This is a genomic window from Citrobacter sp. RHBSTW-00017 (assembly GCF_013797615.1).
GTDB lineage: Bacteria > Pseudomonadota > Gammaproteobacteria > Enterobacterales > Enterobacteriaceae > Citrobacter > Citrobacter braakii.
Genome location: NZ_CP056899.1, coordinates 2,851,657 through 2,869,233 on the forward strand (window position 1 = coordinate 2,851,657; position 17,577 = coordinate 2,869,233).

Annotated in this window: 18 protein-coding genes and 1 pseudogene; 9 read left to right on the forward strand and 10 right to left on the reverse strand. The window is 51.3% G+C overall.

The window, feature by feature from the left end; translation table 11 throughout:
- The first annotated feature begins 119 nt into the window (after window positions 1-119).
- Together pfkB and HV037_RS13785 are read left to right on the forward strand one after the other, a co-directional pair.
- Entirely contained in the window at window positions 120-1,049 is a 930-nt protein-coding gene (pfkB, locus tag HV037_RS13780) for a 6-phosphofructokinase II (protein WP_181500105.1), read from the forward strand.
- Between the two features lie 269 nt (window positions 1,050-1,318).
- Window positions 1,319-2,179 (forward strand): fructosamine kinase family protein, encoded by an 861-nt coding sequence (locus HV037_RS13785; RefSeq protein WP_016152861.1) that lies wholly within the window; start codon window positions 1,319-1,321, stop codon window positions 2,177-2,179.
- 64 nt (window positions 2,180-2,243) lie between these two features.
- Here the strand turns inward: HV037_RS13785 and HV037_RS13790 are convergent, their stop codons facing one another.
- Window positions 2,244-2,780, reverse strand: coding sequence for a YniB family protein (locus HV037_RS13790; RefSeq protein ID WP_019076635.1), 537 nt, complete (start codon window positions 2,778-2,780; stop codon window positions 2,244-2,246).
- Window positions 2,781-2,948: 168 nt separating this feature from the next.
- Between HV037_RS13790 and hxpB the strand changes: the two genes are divergently transcribed.
- The 4 genes and pseudogenes from hxpB (at window position 2,949) to tcyP (ending at window position 5,979) form a co-directional block, all read left to right on the forward strand.
- Window positions 2,949-3,617: a hexitol phosphatase HxpB gene (gene hxpB, locus HV037_RS13795; RefSeq protein WP_016156335.1), complete on the forward strand. Its 669-nt coding sequence runs from the start codon at window positions 2,949-2,951 to the stop codon at window positions 3,615-3,617.
- 23 nt (window positions 3,618-3,640) lie between these two features.
- Window positions 3,641-3,769, forward strand: a pseudogene (locus HV037_RS24435) (2-deoxy-D-gluconate 3-dehydrogenase); the annotation flags it as partial.
- A gap of 83 nt (window positions 3,770-3,852) precedes the next feature.
- The gene (locus HV037_RS13800) at window positions 3,853-4,452 is read left to right on the forward strand and encodes a metal-dependent hydrolase (protein WP_087050648.1); all 600 of its coding nucleotides are present in this window, start codon (window positions 3,853-3,855) and stop codon (window positions 4,450-4,452) included.
- 135 nt (window positions 4,453-4,587) lie between these two features.
- Window positions 4,588-5,979: a cystine/sulfocysteine:cation symporter gene (gene tcyP / locus HV037_RS13805; RefSeq protein ID WP_016156334.1), complete on the forward strand. Its 1,392-nt coding sequence runs from the start codon at window positions 4,588-4,590 to the stop codon at window positions 5,977-5,979.
- A gap of 66 nt (window positions 5,980-6,045) precedes the next feature.
- On the opposite strand, the gene cedA is transcribed toward tcyP, so the two are convergent.
- Window positions 6,046-6,288, reverse strand: coding sequence for a cell division activator CedA (gene cedA / locus HV037_RS13810; RefSeq protein ID WP_071600320.1), 243 nt, complete (start codon window positions 6,286-6,288; stop codon window positions 6,046-6,048).
- A 212-nt stretch (window positions 6,289-6,500) separates the two neighbouring features.
- Here cedA and katE point away from each other — a divergent pair, with 212 nt between their 5' ends.
- Window positions 6,501-8,759: a catalase HPII gene (gene katE / locus HV037_RS13815; RefSeq protein ID WP_103283880.1), complete on the forward strand. Its 2,259-nt coding sequence runs from the start codon at window positions 6,501-6,503 to the stop codon at window positions 8,757-8,759.
- 36 nt (window positions 8,760-8,795) lie between these two features.
- Here katE and chbG read toward each other — a convergent pair whose 3' ends face one another.
- From chbG to osmE, 7 genes are all read right to left on the reverse strand, one after another.
- Entirely contained in the window at window positions 8,796-9,554 is a 759-nt protein-coding gene (gene chbG, locus HV037_RS13820; protein WP_103283881.1) for a chitin disaccharide deacetylase, read from the reverse strand.
- Window positions 9,555-9,566: 12 nt separating this feature from the next.
- The gene (locus tag HV037_RS13825; RefSeq protein ID WP_103283882.1) at window positions 9,567-10,922 is read right to left on the reverse strand and encodes a 6-phospho-beta-glucosidase; all 1,356 of its coding nucleotides are present in this window, start codon (window positions 10,920-10,922) and stop codon (window positions 9,567-9,569) included.
- Window positions 10,923-11,046: 124 nt separating this feature from the next.
- Window positions 11,047-11,889 (reverse strand): transcriptional regulator ChbR, encoded by an 843-nt coding sequence (chbR, locus tag HV037_RS13830; protein WP_085951046.1) that lies wholly within the window; start codon window positions 11,887-11,889, stop codon window positions 11,047-11,049.
- A gap of 10 nt (window positions 11,890-11,899) precedes the next feature.
- Window positions 11,900-12,247 (reverse strand): PTS N,N'-diacetylchitobiose transporter subunit IIA, encoded by a 348-nt coding sequence (gene chbA / locus HV037_RS13835; protein ID WP_003030618.1) that lies wholly within the window; start codon window positions 12,245-12,247, stop codon window positions 11,900-11,902.
- A gap of 54 nt (window positions 12,248-12,301) precedes the next feature.
- Window positions 12,302-13,660 carry a PTS N,N'-diacetylchitobiose transporter subunit IIC gene (gene chbC / locus HV037_RS13840; RefSeq protein WP_181500106.1) on the reverse strand — a complete coding sequence of 453 codons (1,359 nt, stop codon included), beginning with the start codon at window positions 13,658-13,660 and terminating at the stop codon, window positions 12,302-12,304.
- 87 nt (window positions 13,661-13,747) lie between these two features.
- Window positions 13,748-14,068, reverse strand: coding sequence for a PTS N,N'-diacetylchitobiose transporter subunit IIB (gene chbB, locus HV037_RS13845; RefSeq protein ID WP_003832547.1), 321 nt, complete (start codon window positions 14,066-14,068; stop codon window positions 13,748-13,750).
- A 297-nt stretch (window positions 14,069-14,365) separates the two neighbouring features.
- Window positions 14,366-14,707, reverse strand: coding sequence for an osmotically-inducible lipoprotein OsmE (gene osmE / locus HV037_RS13850; protein WP_003030621.1), 342 nt, complete (start codon window positions 14,705-14,707; stop codon window positions 14,366-14,368).
- Between the two features lie 210 nt (window positions 14,708-14,917).
- On the opposite strand from osmE, the gene nadE reads away from it, so the two are divergent.
- Window positions 14,918-15,748 carry an ammonia-dependent NAD(+) synthetase gene (gene nadE / locus HV037_RS13855; RefSeq protein WP_047498859.1) on the forward strand — a complete coding sequence of 277 codons (831 nt, stop codon included), beginning with the start codon at window positions 14,918-14,920 and terminating at the stop codon, window positions 15,746-15,748.
- A 133-nt stretch (window positions 15,749-15,881) separates the two neighbouring features.
- Window positions 15,882-16,769, forward strand: coding sequence for an excinuclease Cho (gene cho, locus HV037_RS13860; protein ID WP_199773179.1), 888 nt, complete (start codon window positions 15,882-15,884; stop codon window positions 16,767-16,769).
- Here the strand turns inward: cho and ves are convergent.
- Window positions 16,729-17,304 (reverse strand): environmental stress-induced protein Ves, encoded by a 576-nt coding sequence (gene ves / locus HV037_RS13865; protein ID WP_016152850.1) that lies wholly within the window; start codon window positions 17,302-17,304, stop codon window positions 16,729-16,731. The two genes, cho and ves, sit on opposite strands and share 41 nt — an antisense overlap.
- Between the last annotated feature and the right edge of the window lie 273 nt (window positions 17,305-17,577).

A 17,577-nucleotide genomic window follows, 5' to 3' on the forward strand; every position in this document is an offset into this window, starting at 1 on the left:
TTTATTTATATATCTTTAACGCGATTATTTTAAATAAAGATATGAAAAATCATGTTGTTAATTACTTCACTTTCGGGGGGTTAAGTGCCAGACTGAGGACAGCCTAACAGGAGGTAAAGATGGTACGTATCTATACGTTAACACTTGCGCCCTCTCTCGATAGCGCAACAATCACGCCGCAAATCTACCCGGAAGGTAAGCTTCGCTGTACCTCGCCGGTTTTTGAACCCGGCGGCGGCGGTATCAACGTCGCTCGCGCAATTGCCCATCTTGGCGGCACCGCTACGGCCATCTTCCCTGCGGGTGGCGCCACCGGAGAGCATCTTGTTGCTTTGCTCGCCGACGAAAATGTTCCCGTGTCCACCGTCGAAGCTAAAGACTGGACCCGACAAAATCTCCATGTCCACGTTGAGTCCAGCGGCGAACAGTATCGTTTCGTCATGCCAGGCGCTGCGCTCACCGATGATGAGTTCTACCAACTTCAGGATCAGGTGCTGGAAATTGAGTCTGGCGCACTGCTGGTTATTAGCGGCAGTTTGCCGCCTTGTGTACAGCTTGAGAAGCTGACCCGGCTCATTACCACAGCACAAAAACAAGGGATTCGCTGTATCGTCGATAGTTCTGGCGAAGCGCTGGCAGCAGCATTAACCATCGGCAATATCGAACTGGTCAAACCCAACCTCAAAGAACTGAGCGCGCTGGTGAATCGCGAACTCACGCAGCCCGATGATGTGCGCAACGCCGCGCAGGAAATCGTGCAAAGCGGAAAAGCGCATCGCGTAGTGGTCTCGCTTGGACCACAAGGAGCGCTTGGCGTTGATCGTGAAACCTGTGTCCAGGTGGTTCCGCCACCGGTGAAGAGTCAAAGTACCGTAGGTGCGGGCGACAGTATGGTCGGGGCCATGACGCTTAAACTGGCGGAGAGCGCACCTTTTGCAGATATTGTTCGTTACGGTGTCGCCGCAGGTAGCGCCGCCACCCTGAATCAGGGTACGCGTCTGTGCGCTTTAGACGATACGCAAAAAATATACGCGTATCTGGCTCAGTAATGACGGCTTCCCCTTGTCTAGATACAAGGGGATTTCCCCGTAAAACTGTCGGCATGGGTGTTATACGTCTATGATAAAAAATCACATGATTACAAAGCAGTGAATCATGTGCGACCAGGCGTCTTCACAACGATGCGAGGTGAAGAAGAACGACACACATTAAGTGCCTTTCCAGCGATGACGCGTCCGTGGTGTGCGTCAGTTCGTGTTTTTTAACCGCATTCTTGCGCTAACCTTATGATCTGGCAGACAACATGGGGAGAGACATCATGTGGCAGGCTATCAGTCGTCTTTTAAGCGAGCAATTAGGTGAAGGCGAAATCGAACTGCGTAACGAACTGCCCGGCGGAGAGATCCACGCCGCATGGCATTTACGCTATGCGGGGCGCGATTTTTTCGTTAAATGCGATGAAAGAGAGCTGTTAACCGGCTTTACGGCGGAAGCCGATCAGCTGGAGCTACTTTCTCGCAGTCAAACCGTATCTGTACCGAAAGTCTGGGCGGTAGGCGCAGACAGAGATTACAGCTTTCTGGTGATGGATTTCCTCCCTCCCCGTCCGCTTGATGCGCACAACGCGTTTATCCTCGGCCAACAGTTGGCGCATTTGCATGAATGGAGCGATCAGCCGCAGTTTGGGCTCGACTTCGATAATGCGCTCTCTACCACGCCGCAGCCCAACACCTGGCAACGTCGCTGGTCAACCTTTTTTGCCGAGCAGCGTATTGGCTGGCAGCTGGAACTCGCCGCTGAAAAAGGCATTGCGTTTGGCAATATCGACGCCATTGTCGAGCATGTTCAGCAGCGTCTCTCTTCCCATCAGCCGCAGCCATCTCTTCTGCATGGTGATTTGTGGTCCGGGAACTGCGCCCTCGGCCCGAACGGCCCGTACATCTTTGACCCTGCCTGCTACTGGGGGGACAGAGAGTGTGACCTGGCAATGCTGCCGTTACATACCGATCAGCCGCCGCAACTCTATGACGGTTATCAGTCTGTTTCTCCGCTACCATTGGATTTTCTCGACAGACAGCCTGTCTACCAGCTCTATACGCTGCTGAACAGGGCTATTCTGTTCGGGGGACAGCATCTGGTCGTGGCGCAGAAAGCGCTGGACCGGTTACTGGCGGCTTAGCAAAGTCGCACGTTGCTTATCTGGCCTGGCGTTTCACAACGCGTCAGGCCTGATAGTGCAGCAGTTACAAAAAACCCAGTAATGAAAAGAAGAAGTAGCCAATCACGATAACGATCACCGGCAAAATATAGAGCGGGAAAATTTGTAAAAAGATCGTATGGTGCGGTACCACAATACGCGACTCAAGTTGCTCGCGTGATAACCCTTCACTGCCCTTTGCCTGTTCCAGAATCAACTGGTCCTCAACGCCCTCGCGTAAATAACGCGCCTGACGGCTCATTCTGGCGCCTGAATCCTGCAACGCCAGACCGATAAAAATCAGAATGAAAATCAGCCAAAAAACGAGATTCAGTCCACTTTGAAAATCGGGCGTCGGCGAGTTATACCAAAACACGTTAAGAAAAGGTGTGTTCACACGCATCATGTCGATCATCACATGAGCAAAATCGAGCATGACCGCGTTAATCCCTTCCTGCTTTTCGCTGTGCGCATACATAAACTTCAGTACTGAAACCAGGGTTGAAATCAGCGCGGGAATGAAAATCACCCATCCCACCAGCCTTTTCAAGATGGCAATGCGTCCAGCTTGTTGATACGTCATGAGTTCCCCTTGATTAAGACGTGTCATTTTGGCCTAAGTTTACCCGTTGATTATCGTTTTCGCCTGATCTTTAAAGGCGGTATACTGCTGAATTAGCCATAATGAACGCTCAGAGCCCGTCCAGGCTGGCTCTTAATCCCTTTTATCACCCGTAAAGGAGAGGTTGTGATGTCAACCCCGCGTCAAATTCTTGCTGCAATTTTCGATATGGATGGATTACTGGTCGATTCTGAACCGCTTTGGGATCAGGCCGAACTGGATGTGATAGCAAGTTTAGGCGTTGATATCTCCCGCCGCCATGAACTTCCCGATACACTTGGCTTACGCATCGACATGGTGGTTGATTTGTGGTTTGCACAGCAACCGTGGAACGGTCCCTCACGTCAGGAAGTAACCGAGCGCATCATTACCCGGGCAATTGCGTTAGTTGAAGAAACAAAACCACTGCTGCCGGGCGTGCGTGAGGCCGTGGCATTGTGCAAATCTCAGGGGTTGAAAGTAGGACTGGCATCCGCCTCGCCGCTGCATATGCTGGAAAAAGTGCTAACCATGTTTGATCTGCGCAGCAGCTTCGATGCACTGGCTTCTGCGGAAAAACTGCCCTACAGCAAACCGCATCCGCAGGTTTATCTCGATTGCGCGGCAAAACTGGGCATTGACCCTATAAACTGCGTAGCACTGGAAGACTCGGTGAACGGCATGATTGCTTCGAAAGCCGCCCGTATGCGTTCCATCGTAGTACCTGCGCATGAAAATCAGGACGATCCTCGCTTCGTTCTGGCCGACGTCAAACTGGCCTCGCTCACCGAACTCACTGCCGCTCACCTGCGCGGCTAATCCTGCGACGGGCAATGATCGCATTGCCCGCCTGCCGGACGCTGGGCACGCCTGATGACCTGAAAGGCCCGGTCGTGTTCCTCGCAAGTGCTGCCTCGGACTATATACATGGTTATACGCTAGCCGTGGATGGCAGTTGGCTGGCGCGGTAAAGGCGCACTTGTGACAAAGGGTTACAACGTCACCTCTTCCGCCTACTGTATAAAACCCCTATACTGTATGAATCGACAGTTTATTGGGTTTTATCATGACGGCGGAAGGTCACCTTCTTTTTTCTATTGCCTGTGCGGTATTTGCCAAGAATGCCGAGCTAACGCCCGTTCTTGCGCAGGGTGACTGGTGGCATATTGTTCCTTCAGCCATTTTAACGTGCTTGCTGCCGGATATCGATCATCCCAAATCCCTGCTGGGGCAGCGTCTGAAGTGGATATCAAAGCCCATTGCCCGGGCATTTGGTCATCGCGGATTTACACATAGCCTGCTGGCGGTTTTTGCCCTGCTGGCCACGTTTTACCTGAAAGTCCCTGATACCTGGATAATTCCAGCGGATGCCTTACAAGGTATGGTTCTCGGTTATCTCAGCCACATTCTGGCCGACATGTTGACCCCGGCGGGCGTCCCCCTGCTTTGGCCCTGCCGCTGGCGTTTTCGTCTGCCTATCCTCGTGCCGCAAAAAGGCAACCAACTGGAGCGGTTTCTGTGCATGGCGCTGTTCGCGTGGGCAATCTGGATGCCGCAGACCGTACAAGAGAACAGTGCGGTGCGCTGGTCATCACAAATGATAAATACGCTGCAAATGCAGTTTAATCGTTTTATAACGCACCAGGTTGACTAATAAATCAGCCAAAAAGTTATTTTTGGCATAAACAATTCCATTTGAATATAAGAGGCAAGTCACAGTTCTGCTAATCTTGCGCCAACAGAATCACCGTCACACGGTGATACGCATAATAAGATCAGGAGAACGGGGATGAACTATCCATTAATCGCGAACATTATCGTGTTCGTAGTGCTGCTGTTCGTGCTGGCGCAAGCCCGTCACAAGCAGTGGAGTCTGGCAAAAAAAGTACTGGTCGGTCTGGTCATGGGTGTGGTGTTTGGCCTCGCCCTGCACACCATTTATGGTTCCGACAGCCAGGTTCTTAAAGATTCCGTACAGTGGTTCAACATTGTCGGCAACGGTTACGTCCAACTGCTGCAGATGATTGTCATGCCGCTGGTGTTTGCATCTATTCTCAGCGCCGTTGCGCGTCTGCACAACGCCTCTCAGTTAGGTAAAATCAGCTTCCTGACCATCGGTACACTGCTGTTTACTACGCTGATTGCCGCGCTGGTAGGGGTTCTGGTGACCAACCTGTTCGGCCTGACCGCAGAAGGTCTGGTGCAAGGTGGGGCCGAAACCGCTCGTCTGAACGCGATTGAAACCAACTATGTTGGCAAAGTAGCTGACCTCAGCGTTCCACAGCTGGTGTTGTCGTTTATACCGAAAAACCCGTTTGCCGATCTGACCGGAGCTAACCCGACGTCAATTATCAGCGTGGTTATCTTCGCGGCATTCCTCGGTGTTGCCGCACTGAAGCTGCTGAAAGATGATGCGCCGAAAGGCGAGCGTGTGCTGGTTGCTATCGATACCCTGCAAAGCTGGGTGATGAAGCTGGTTCGTTTGGTGATGCAGTTGACACCATACGGTGTTCTGGCGCTGATGACCAAAGTGGTTGCGGGCTCCAACCTGCAGGACATCATCAAGCTGGGTAGCTTCGTCGTGGCCTCTTATCTCGGTCTGGGCATTATGTTCGTGGTACACGGGATCCTGTTGGGTATTAACGGCGTTAGCCCGCTGAAATACTTCCGCAAGGTGTGGCCGGTGCTGACTTTCGCCTTCACCAGCCGTTCCAGCGCAGCCTCAATTCCGCTGAACGTTGAAGCGCAAACCCGTCGTCTGGGCGTGCCTGAATCCATCGCCTCTTTTGCCGCCTCCTTTGGCGCCACCATTGGCCAGAACGGTTGTGCAGGGCTGTACCCGGCAATGCTGGCAGTAATGGTCGCCCCGACCGTCGGGATCAACCCGCTGGACCCGATGTGGATTGCCACGCTGGTTGGTATCGTAACCGTCAGTTCCGCAGGGGTTGCGGGTGTGGGTGGCGGTGCAACGTTTGCCGCGCTGATCGTCCTGCCAGCTATGGGTCTGCCGGTCACGCTGGTTGCGCTGCTGATTTCCGTTGAGCCGCTGATCGATATGGGTCGTACCGCGCTGAACGTGAGCGGTTCTATGACAGCCGGTACGCTGACCAGCCAATGGCTGAAACAGACCGATAAAACAATTCTGGACAGCGACGATAACGCCGAACTGGCGCATCGCTAAGTCTGTTAGACTGAAAAACAAAAAAAACCGCCGGAGTGTCATGCTCCGGCGGTTTTTTTATATCCATTAATCGCTCAGTTCATTTTCCTGGCGAACCTGATTAGCCCAGCGTTGCGCTGATTCCGGGACCGTAAATGCAGGCGAACGCTGAAACGCCTCCCCTATTAAGACAAAAGCGACATATTTTCCGCGCAGTATCCATACGTCACGATACGCATCCATTTTAACTGCATGCTCTGGTGGGGCTGGCTCCACGCGAGGAACATAGCTAATTACCGGACGATTTTGTTGGCGAAGAGGTTTCATAATCAGTTGCTTCACTAAAGACTAATTCTAAAAATCAGAAAACGGCTATCTTAGCCGATTTTGCCTCCTGACGTCCTGCCTTGCGTGCGCTGTTTGCCTGGTTCATCGCGCTTTACGTCCTCGGTCAGTTCCTGCACCACTGAGCAAGTGGTCTATAGTTAAAGCTTTTGACGGCAACAACGACCTTTAAGCGATGAAAACAGGAGACGAGTTTAATGTCACAGAATGATAAGCACCCACTCCATCACTCAGCGCCGGTTCATGATGCCAGCGAATCCCAGCCAGGACTTGACTCACTGGCGCCAGCAGACGGTTCACATCGGCCAACACCTGAACCCACACCACCTGGCATGCAGCCCACTACGTCCGGCAGCTTAAAAGCGCCTGACACCAAAAGTGACAAACTCAACGCGCTGGAAAGTTTTCGCAAAGGCAGCGAAGATTTTGCTCTGACAACCAATCAGGGAGTGCGCATCGCGGACGATCAGAACTCTCTGCGCGCAGGAAACCGTGGGCCAACTCTGCTGGAAGACTTTATCCTGCGGGAAAAAATCACCCATTTTGATCACGAACGCATCCCGGAGCGGATCGTACATGCCCGAGGTTCGGCCGCTCATGGTTACTTTCAGCCCTATGCCAGCCTCAGCGCGACGACGAAAGCGGACTTTCTGAGTGATGAAAATAAAATCACCCCGGTTTTTGTCCGTTTCTCTACGGTTCAGGGCGGCGCAGGCTCAGCGGATACGGTCAGAGATATTCGAGGATTTGCGACCAAATTTTATACTGAAGAGGGCATTTTCGATCTGGTGGGAAACAACACGCCAGTCTTCTTCATTCAGGATGCCCATAAATTCCCGGATTTCGTCCATGCGGTAAAACCGGAGCCGCATTGGGCTATCCCACAGGGTCAAAGCGCCCACGATACCTTTTGGGATTATGTCTCGTTACAGCCAGAAACGTTGCACAACGTTATATGGGCGATGTCCGACCGGGGTATTCCACGCAGCTATCGCACGATGGAAGGCTTTGGCATTCACACGTTCCGGTTGATAAATGCGCAAGGGAAAGCCACCTTTGTCCGTTTTCACTGGAAACCGCTGGCGGGCAAAGCTTCGCTGGTATGGGATGAAGCGCAAAAACTTACCGGTCGTGATCCCGATTTTCATCGCCGCGATCTGTGGGAAGCTATTGAAGCAGGCGATTATCCGGAATACGAACTGGGGCTGCAGCTCATTCCTGAAGAAGACGAATTCAAGTTCGATTTTGACCTGCTCGACCCGACCAAGCTGATCCCAGAAGAGCTGGTTCCGGTGCAACGCGTCGGTAAAATGGTGCTGAATCGTAATCCGGATAATTTCTTCGCCGAAAATGAACAAGTCGCTTTTCATCCCGGACACATCGTCCCTGGTATCGATTTTACCAACGATCCCTTGCTGCAAGGCCGCTTGTTTTCGTATACCGATACCCAGATCAGTCGCCTGGGCGGGCCCAACTTCCATGAAATCCCGATTAATCGCCCGACCTGCCCGTACCATAATTTCCAGCGTGACGGCATGCATCGTATGGACATCGATACCAACCCGGCCAACTATGAACCAAATTCCATCAATGATAACTGGCCGCGTGAAACGCCGCCGGGACCAAAACGCGGTGGATTTGAATCGTATCAGGAACGGATTGAAGGAAACAAAATCCGCGAACGTAGCCCCTCTTTTGGCGAATACTATGCGCACCCTCGCCTGTTCTGGCTAAGTCAGACGCCAATTGAACAGCAGCATATTATCGGCGGATTCAGCTTCGAACTCAGCAAAGTTACGCGCCCCTATATTCGGGAAAGAGTGGTCGAACAGTTAGCCCATATTGATACAGCCCTCGCCGAGGCGGTTGCCGATAATCTCGGTTTTGAGCTAACCGAGGAACAGGCCAAAATCGCCCCACCGGCTAACGTGAATGGTTTGAAAAGTGCGCCGTCACTCAGTTTATATGCGGGTGCGCAAGGTGAGATTAAGGGCCGCGTGGTCGCCATTCTACTTAATGACCAGGTGAAATCGGGCGACCTGCTTGCCATCATGCAAGCCTTACAGGCCAAAGGCGTTCACGCCAAACTGCTCTATTCCCGAATGGGTAATGTGGTTGCCGATGATGGTTCCGTCCTGACAATCGCCGGTACCTTTGCGGGTTCACCATCGCTGACCGTCGATGCGGTTATCGTTCCGTGTGGCAATTTCGCAGATATCGCTATGAACGGTGATGCCCGATATTACTTACTCGAAGCGTATAAGCACTTAAAACCTATCGCACTGGCAGGCGATGCGCGTCAGTTTAAAGCAACGTTGAATATCAAAAATGAAGGAGAAGAAGGCGTGGTGGAGGCAGACAGTGCAGACGCACAGTTTATGGATACCCTGCTGACGCTAATGACTGCGCACCGCGTCTGGTCACGCGCCGGAAAAATCGACACGATACCTGCCTAAAAAAATGCGGCGCATTATGCGCCGCAAACTCAGGAGTTACACGTTCAGAAAACTGCCAAGACGATAACCGCGCTCCGCAATAGCATATTTCAGTGACGGAGACGTCAGCACGTCGAGCTCAGTTAAGCGGGGGTAACAGTAGGCACTTTGACGAATAATGTCATCGATAAAGGCCGGATGACACATCACTTCCAGCGAGGACTCTCCCCGGTCTGCTGACGCGTCAAGCGTTTGCAAAAACAGGGCTTCAGAAATCGCTTCGCCATAAAACTCGCTGCTGAATCCCTGGGAAGTCCGTAACGTCTGCGGCAAGTCAGACGCCTGGAATACCGTCTGACGATCGATCCGTAACGCAATCCCCCGTTGGGCAGCAAACCCGGCCACGATAGGGAAAATCTGCGGGAACATATGCACATGGTGATGGCTATCCAGATGCGTTGGCTCCCGCCCGAACAGGTCAATAAAACGCTGATACTGCGCGGCCAGTTCCTGAGAAATTTCATCCAACGGCAAGGTGTCTTCTTCAGCCATCCGCCAGATCCATTTTCCCAGTAACCCGTCACGAGTAAGGCCTGGCATTGCCGTCAACGGCCTGCCCAGCGTCAGAACAAAATGCATCCCAACGGCAAGTTCAGGAATGTCGCGACTCAGCTGTACCGCATGGTCAATGGCTGCGCCATTAACCAGTGCGGTTGTCGAGGTGACCACGCCATTGCGACAGGCTTCAACAATGCCGTAGTTTTGTCCTTTACTCAGGCCAAAATCATCCGCATTTACAATCAGTACGCGTTCCATAGCCGACCTCAGTTAGTGTTGTTCGCTTTTGAGTTTCTCGATACACCCGGCGAAGTTTGGCAGCCATTTTTCATGCGCCAGAATCAGCTCACGCGCCAGAATCTCGGCATCGCTGTCAGAATGCACCAGCGGACTCAGGTTCAACGCCAGCAGCACATCATTCAGCTCGCCGCTCAGTGCCGCATTGCTCGCCGCGACTTCAAAGCCTTTAATGGTATAGATAAGGCCGAGCACTTTCTCATCAAAATGGGTAATACGTGGGTGCGGCGTGGCGCCGTTGCGTCCCAGTATACAGGTCATCTCAACCGCCCAGTCCGCCGGGATATTGTCAACATGCCCATGGTGCGGAACGTTGACATAGTGCTCGGTCTGTTTGTCGTTGTAGATGGCGTTGATCACTTCACAGGCCGCATCGGAGTAATAGGCTCCACCACGCTGTTCAAGCTCTTTCGGTTTCACGTTCAAATCCGGGTTTTTGTAGAGATCAAACAGTTGTTTCTCCACTTTCTGTACCACCTGAGCGCGAGCGCCGCCCTTATAGTATTCACCCATTTCAATCGCCAGCATCTCTTTTGGCTTGAAGTAATAGAGCAAATATGAGCACGGCAGCAGCTTCAGCGAGCGAATCAACCCTTCACTGAACGGCAGGTCGAAGATGTTCTTCACGGTGGAGGCTTTCAGTTGACCTGAAGCCACGCCATCCAACAGTTCATCAAAGCGTGATTTACCATTCACCAGTACGTCTTTAATAAAGACCATATGGTTCAGACCGAACAGATCGATGGATAAGTCATCGCTCTCTTTCAGCGCCAGCACATCGCTAATGAACATTTTCATGCCGACAGGAATATTACATACACCGATGAATTTCTTAAAATTCGTATGGCGATAGACCGCTTCCGTCACCATCCCGGCCGGGTTAGTAAAGTTAATCACCCACGCATTCGGGCACAGTTCTTCCACATCTTTGACAATATCAAAGATAACCGGAATAGTACGCAGACCTTTGAACAGCCCACCAGCGCCGTTGGTTTCCTGCCCCAAATACCCGTGGCTCAGCGGAATGCGTTCATCCTTTTCGCGAGCTTTCAGTTGCCCTACGCGCAGTTGGGTGGTAACGAAATCAGCATCTTTCAGCGCTTCACGGCGGTCCAGCGTTTTAAACAACTTCATCGGCACGCCAGCTTTATCGATCATGCGCTGGCAAAGGTCAAAAATAATGTCCAGCTTCTCTTTTCCATCGTCGACATCAACCAGCCACAATTCAGAAACCGGTAATTCATGATAGCGCTTAATAAAGCCTTCAAGTAACTCAGGGGTGTAGCTGCTCCCGCCACCGATAGTGACGACTTTTAATTTCTGGCTCATACTTTCTCCCTTCAGTGTCAAAACACTGACGTGTATTATGCTCAACCCGTTTGTCAGGTATAGCGTGGCTGTCCCGACGCTATTTTGGGCAAGCTATAAAAAATGGGTTATTGGCAAATAATATCTACTGATTAAATTCAGTTAATTTCTTACGATAGCTATTAGGTGTAAATGACGTCAGCTTTTTAAACGTTTTAATAAACAGACTTGGACTACTGTAGCCAGATTCGTAAGCAATATCCGTTACAGAATAGTTAGTCATTTCCAGCTGTTTTTTAGCAAAGTTAATGCGGATTTCATTAATGATCTGCATCGGCGTTTTGCTGTAATAACGCTGGGTTGCGCGGGTCAGATACTCCTGGGATTTCGCGGACAGGTGTACCATGTTTTCCAGCGCATTCTCGCTAAACTGCCGTTTGTCATGCATGGTCTCCACGGTGGTTTTAAGCCACTGCGGAATATCATCCAGCACCTGCTCTTCGCGATGATGGCGCAACCGGTTAATAATATAGAAGGTGACCACTTCTACAAATTCATCCAGTCCGCTCTCGCGAAAGTTTAGTGATGCAATAACCGTTTCAATGTAGGTGAGAAACGAATTATTCGCCCGATAGACCTGCGATGCAACGAAACAAAATGGCAGCAGCGGGTGGTAGTGCTGTTCAAAAAAGCGTTTACTGATACCGACGTTCAGGATCCTTGTCGCCCCAAAATCATAAAAACTCTGGTGGTGCGATCCCAATGGAATAAAAACAAAGTCCCCGCGTTCGAGCAATACGCGTTTACCGTTGATTTCCTGATAATAGCGCCCGGTTAAAACCAGGGTAAATTCGTAGTAGTCATGTTGATGCAGCCCGCTGATGCTCTCAGTTTTGTTATAGATGAACACATGGAAATTTTTGCCATTAAACAGCTGCTGCTCATAGACGGTTTTGATTTCCGGTGCGTTAATCTGTAGCTGCATTATGCACTCCTCGCTATTTCAGCTTTTCGTGAAGCTCAATCAGTTCAGTCACCAGCTCACGCGCCAGCATTGATGTCATCAGGTGGTCCTGAGCATGAACCAGCACCAGGCTAACTTTCATTTTACCTTCGCCCTGATCGCCTTCAATCAGTTTCGTTTGCACGAGGTGCGCTTCATTCAGCGCCAGGCGAGACTGGTCCATCATAGCCTTAGCTGACTCGAAATCGCCTTGCTTGGCCATTTTGAGCGCGCCGTACGCCAGGCTACGCGCCTGACCGGAGTTGATGATGAGACCCATCACCACTTCTTCGAGTTCTTCTGCTTCTGACTGCGTGTCGACGATGTTTTCGATATCCAACATACTTTTTTCCTCTGGTTCAGTCCGGCATGACCGTGAAGCCATGCCGGATTAAATTTAGAATTTCAATGCGTTAGCGATATCTTCTTCGCTTTCTTCTTGATCAATAACGTTCTGCGCTTTGTTGGCTACCACCACGAACGGCAGATAAACCAGCGTGGCGATACCAAGGTTGAACAGCGCAACCAGCAGAGCTGCGACGCTACCGTTGGTGTTAAAGAACGCGCCCAAACCGGTTGGCATGGTCCACGGTGCGATGTTGGTAATCGGTGGAATAATGCCGGAGTAATAAGCTGCCAGCGTAATCGCCGCCAGAATCGGCTGCACCAGAATGAACGGGATAAACATCACCGGGTTCATGATGATCGGCAGACCGAACAGGATAGGTTCGTTAATCTGGAACAGGCCTGACGGCAGTGCCAGTTTAGCAACCTGACGATAATCCGGACGACGCGATGCCAGGAAGATAGCGATAATCAGACCCAGCGTAGCCCCGCTACCCCCGAGGAAAATATAGGAGTCGAGCATCGGTTTCGCCCAGACGTGGAAGGTCTTTCCGGCTTCCAGCGCGGCGTCTACGGAACCAAACTGTTGGTAAATGGAGATGTTTTCCAGCGCCCATAGCGTCATGATACCGCTGTCCAGCGCGGTCAGCGCCAGTGAACCATGAATACCGAAGAACCACAGCAGCGGAACAAAAATCACGTAGGCCCAGCCCACTACGCTGCCCAGCGATGCCAGCGGAGTTGAAATGGAATCCATGATGATCTGGTGGAAGTTCGTACCCCAGGTGTTCAATGCCCAGGCGATGATCCCCATAATGGAGAGGATAAGGAAGCCAGGAATCAGCGCAGAGAAAGAGCGCGACACGGATGTCGGTACGCTATCAGGTAATTTAATTATCCAATTGCGACGGACCACAAAGGTGAACATTTCCGCGACCGCGAGGCCGATAATAATACCGGAAATAATATTGGCACCGCCGAGCCAGTTCGCGCCAACGGCATAGGCTTCACCCACGCTATATGGCGTTACGGTCATAAACGCGGCGACGGATAACAGCCCGGCAGCCAGAGAGTCGACTTTGCGTTCTTCTGCCAGCGCCATACCGATAAAGAACGGCGCCATCAATGACATGATACCCAGCGTACCGTTATAGACGTTTCCACCAATGCCTTTCAAACTATTCAGCGTTTCAATAGTTGAAGCATCAAGTCGAATGCCCATTGAATAAAAAAACGACCCCTCCCCAAAGCTCAGGAAAACGTTATTGATTAATACAAACATGGCCCCTGCGAGGGTTAACGGCATTAAACGAATAAAACCGTTTTTGATTGCATTAACGTGTGGCTGCTTTCCAATTTTTACAGCAAAAGGAAGGAGTACCTTTTCAAGTGAAGCAATAGCGTTACTCATAGAAAAATACCCTTAAATACCGCAATTAATAATTGCGGTGAATGTTAATGAAATAACTCTTTGACGGGAAAAATTAAAATAAAATAATTAATTTGCTGCGGCTTTTTTAATTGCTGCAACCGCAGCCTTAAGCACGCCTAAACCATCGACTTTGCCATACAGCAGCGAGTCAATCACTTCCACAGGCTTGTTGGGTAACAAACGCTGAATTTCGGGCAACATATAAGCAATTTGTGGACCTAATAATACAACATCGGCCACTGGACCTTTTTCTCCGGCCAGCGTTTCAGGAAACGCTTCAATAATAACCGGTACTTCGTATTTTTCGGCCTGAGCACGCATCTTCGAAACCAACAATGAAGTCGACATGCCCGCAGAACAAAACAGATAAATGTGTTTCTTTTCCATTAAAACGATCCTCATGTGCGATTATCTGTCACCAGACACTCCGCAAGCCCTAACCTGCATCCATGCTCTGGGTAACTTGCGTCAGCTAAATTACTTTTTTAGGTGGCTGAAATGAGTATACGGGATTGCACCGGCGGATGGTATTTCCTTGACCAACTAAATTGTCTCTCCTTGACCTGGCGTTATGACCACCCTCACACTTCAGGCAAATAATTCGCGTCAATAATTAAGATCGTGTGACATAAAAAAACCGGCGCAGTGGCCGGTTTTCCCGAGTGCTCAGGCAATAAACAGTTGTTACTTCTTCGCTGCCTGCGGGTCGGTGTCGTACTCTGCGCAGGTCTGGTAGCCAGAGTTAATCACGTGTCCGGTGTCATCTAAAGCAACAAAATAGGTCTCAGCTTTACCATCTCGTTGACCCAGGATGTAGGTCTGACACGTCCCACGCGCATGGATCATACTGACTTCGGAAGACGGTTTACCGGCAATCTGCGCTACCTGCGCCCGGCTCATCCCTTTCTTCACATCTTTCACCACGGGCTGAACAAATTGGTCTTTCGTACGATCGTAGGCCGTACACCCTGCCAGCATAGTCAAAACAGCCGCTGCGCTCAGAATTCCTGTTAGATTCTTGTTCATATTCCGTCCTCTTGTATTTCAGCGTGTTATATAAGCCTGGAGCACAACAACGCATTTTTCAAGCAATCAGAGGATACTTAGGTGGTTTCGGAAAATTCTATTAAAACAAAATGATGCTATATCAGGCTCGCATCCCTTGTCGTTTGGGCCTCAACGCGTTAGCTTTAACACATCATTTTTTTGATCATTTTATTTTTCGGAGGGGGTTAAATGACTCTGCAGCAAGAGATAATCCAGGCGCTTGGCGCAAAACCGCACATCGATGCAGAAGAAGAAATTCGCCGCAGCGTGGATTTCCTGAAATCGTATCTGCAGACCTACCCCTTTCTGAAATCGCTGGTGTTGGGAATTAGCGGCGGACAGGACTCAACGCTCGCGGGAAAACTGTGCCAGATGGCGATCACCGAGCTGCGAAAAGAAACGGGTAATGACGCACTGCAGTTTATTGCCGTACGCCTACCGTATGGCGTTCAGGCCGATGAGCAGGACTGCCAGGATGCCATCGCCTTTATTCAACCGGACCGCGTACTGACCGTCAATATTAAGGGCGCGGTGCTGGCCAGCGAGCAGGCCCTGCGTGAAGCGGGTATTGAACTGAGCGATTTTGTGCGTGGCAATGAAAAAGCCCGTGAACGTATGAAGGCACAATACAGTATCGCCGGCATGACCAGCGGGGTTGTCGTGGGTACCGATCATGCTGCAGAAGCCATCACCGGATTTTTCACTAAGTACGGCGATGGCGGTACCGACATTAACCCACTATTTCGTCTGAACAAGCGCCAGGGCAAACAACTGCTCGCCGCGCTGGGGTGCCCGGAGCACTTATATAAGAAAGCACCAACTGCTGACCTCGAGGACGATCGCCCTTCTCTGCCGGATGAAGCCGCACTCGGCGTCACTTACGACAACATCGACGACTATCTGGAAGGAAAAACGCTGGATGCCGACGTCGCAAAAAAAATTGAAGGCTGGTACGTGAAAACTGAGCATAAACGTCGCACACCGATCACCGTGTTTGATGATTTCTGGAAAAAAGCGTAATCCTTTTCCCTTCAAAATGCCGGGTAGCGCCAGGATTGGCCCTATCTGGCATTAGCCTGCTGAATCTCATGCCGCTTTTTTAATCGCCCTCAAACTGCTACACTGGATGAATAACCAGCATCTGGAGTCAACAGTGGTACAGCGTCAATCAGCCCCTCGTCTGATATTTGAGGCAGCGGCAATCTATGAATATCCCGAGCACCTGCGCCCGTTTTTGAGTGCGCTTCCCACCGCGCCAGGCGTCTATCTGTTTCACAGTGATAGCGACACCATGCCGCTTTATATTGGTAAAAGTGTCAATATTCGCAGCCGTGTGCTGGCGCATCTGCGTACCGTAGACGAAGCGAGTATGCTGCGTCAGGCCAGGCGTATTAGCTGGATTTGTACGGCAGGAGAAATTGGCGCCCTGCTGCTGGAAGCGCGGCTTATCAAAGAACAGCAGCCCCTGTTTAACAAACGGCTGCGACGCAATCGCCAGCTGTGTGCCTTGCAGCTTACCGACCGAACGGTTCAGGTGGTTTACGCACGAGATATTGATTTCTCCCACGCCCCCAATCTGTTTGGCCTGTTTGCCAACCGCCGCGCAGCGCTACAGACGCTGCAAAGCCTCGCCGATGAACAACAGCTGTGCTACGGCCTGTTGGGGCTGGAACCCCTCAGCCACGGGCGCGCCTGTTTTCGCTCCGCGCTTAAACGCTGCGCCGGAGCCTGCTGTGGGAAAGAAAGCCCTGAAGCGCATCATGTGCGTCTGGTAGAAGCCCTGGAAAGAGTTCGCGTAATCTGCTGGCCGTGGAGCAATGCCATTGCGCTGCAGGAAACCCGCGCTGAAATGACGCAGTACCATATCATCAATAACTGGCTGTGGCTGGGAGCCGTTTCAACGCTGGATGAGGCAACTACACTGGCGCGAATGCCGGCCGGCTTTGATCAAGATGGCTACAAAATTCTCTGCCGGCCAATTCTGTCTGGTCAATATGACATTATTGAACTGAGTCCGGAGAATGCCCCGGCATCCAGTTAATCTCGCTGAACAGCAGTTTCCCCTCGCGCTCCAGCAGTCGTAACGTGTGTTTACCGTCGTGCCAGCTTGCACCCTGATCGACGGTCAACAACTTATCACCCAGTTGCCAGGCTCCGCTGATAACAAACACCACGCCGCCGCGCGAACCAAAGGTCGTAAAGGTGCGATCGGCAACTCTGACTTTTGCCTGGCAGACATCCCGTCGGGTCATGATATTAAAATCCATCGACATCTGCCCTTCCGTCAGCTTCGCTTTTACCACCTTGTCACCGGCAAAGGTAAAAGGCTGATGCTGTTTCAGGGTATGCGTGAAGGTGTTCGGCTCTTCCAGCGTCACTTCTCCGCCTTCCAGCAGGGTAATCACGCGTTCTACGCCGGGAAAAAGAGAAAACTCTCCATTCGCTGCGATGGAGGCGATACTCGCCCGCCAGTGAAAATCTCGTGTTGCTGGCGGAAAACAGCAAATCTCACGCGTTTCTCCCGCACCATTTCGCCACAGATTGACCGGCATTTTGCGGATATCAAAGTATTCCATCATCCCTCCAGAAAGGCGCAGCACGGCAGCCCACCGTAAACAGGCAGCCATAATTCATCATTGTTATGTTCACCCTGCAGATTATTGTTATCGGCAGCAGAGTTGATTTGCCTTAGCGATGAACCCGGTGTTTTGCAAAAAAGAACAACGCGCCCTCCAGGTGGAATTTTCGCGGGCTTCAGGAGAATAACGTGTCACAAGCGCGGTGCAAGAGGCAGCAAAGAAAAAACCGCCGATCCTGCCCACCTCGTTAAACGTGTTGTGGACAAGAGC